This window comes from Allobosea sp. NPDC055594 (genome assembly GCF_053618995.1).
This window is the reverse complement of the sequence record NZ_JBSHIO010000056.1, coordinates 1-1,102: the sequence shown is the minus strand read 5'-3', so window position 1 is coordinate 1,102 and position 1,102 is coordinate 1. Positions and strand designations below refer to the sequence as shown.

Below are 1,102 nucleotides of genomic sequence, written 5' to 3'. Positions count from 1 at the left end.
GATGTTATTCTCTCGACGTCGGGTCTTACGAAAGAATTCGCCGGCTTCACAGCAGTCAATGGGGTCGATCTCAGCGTCAAACGCGGCACGATCCACGCGCTGATCGGGCCGAACGGCGCCGGGAAGACGACCTGCTTCAATCTCCTGACCAAGTTTCTCGCGCCGACGCGCGGGTCGATCGTCTATAACGGGCGCGACATCACGCGGCAGAAGCCGGCGGAGATCGCACGGCTCGGCCTGGTGCGCTCGTTCCAGATCTCGGCGGTGTTCCCGCAGCTCAGCGTGATGAACAATGTCCGCATCGCGCTGCAGCGCAAACGCGGCAACTCCTTCGATTTCTGGCGTTCCGAAGACGTGCTGCGTTCGCTCGACAAGGAGGCGCTGGCGCTGGTCGAGGCCGTTGGTCTGTCCTCCTTCGCCGATCTGCCGGCGGTCGAGCTCTCCTATGGCCGCAAGCGCGCGCTCGAGATCGCCACGACCCTGGCGCTCGACCCGGAAATGCTGCTGCTCGACGAACCGATGGCCGGCATGGGCCGCGAGGACATCGAGCGGATCGCGACGCTAATCCGCAAGGTCTCGAAGAACCGCACCATCCTGATGGTCGAGCACAACCTCTCGGTGGTGGCCTCGCTGTCGGACCGCATCACCGTGCTCGCCCGCGGCCAGGTCCTGGCCGAAGGCGACTATGCCACGGTCTCGAAGGACCCGCGCGTGGTCGAGGCCTATATCGGCTCGGGAGTCGGCCATGGCCATTGAAGCGACCCTGGAGCGCAAGGCGCAGGCCGGGACGATGCCGCTGCTGAAGGTGCGCGGCCTCGAAGCCTGGTATGGCGAGAGCCATGTCCTGCACGGCATCGACCTCGATGTCGGCGAGGGCGAGGTGGTGACCCTGCTCGGCCGCAACGGCGCCGGCAAGACGACGACGCTGAAGTCGATCATGGGCGTGATCGGCAAGCGCAAGGGCTCGGTCAACTTCGCCGGCAAGGAGACGATCTCGCTGCCCTCGCGCGCCATCGCCAGGCTCGGCCTCGGCTATGTCCCCGAGGAGCGCGGCATCTACTCGACCCTCTCGGTCGAGGAGAACCTGATGCTGCCGCCGCAG

Annotated in this window: 2 protein-coding genes; both read left to right on the top strand. The window is 65.8% G+C overall.

What is annotated here, in order from left to right:
- On the top strand, positions 1 to 756 hold a 756-nt coding region (locus tag ACWGRX_RS26955), incomplete at its 5' end, for an ABC transporter ATP-binding protein (protein ID WP_452120065.1).
- A partial coding sequence (locus tag ACWGRX_RS26950) for an ATP-binding cassette domain-containing protein (protein WP_452120064.1) occupies positions 746 to 1,102 on the top strand: 357 nt, incomplete at its 3' end. The genes ACWGRX_RS26955 and ACWGRX_RS26950, both read left to right, overlap by 11 nt.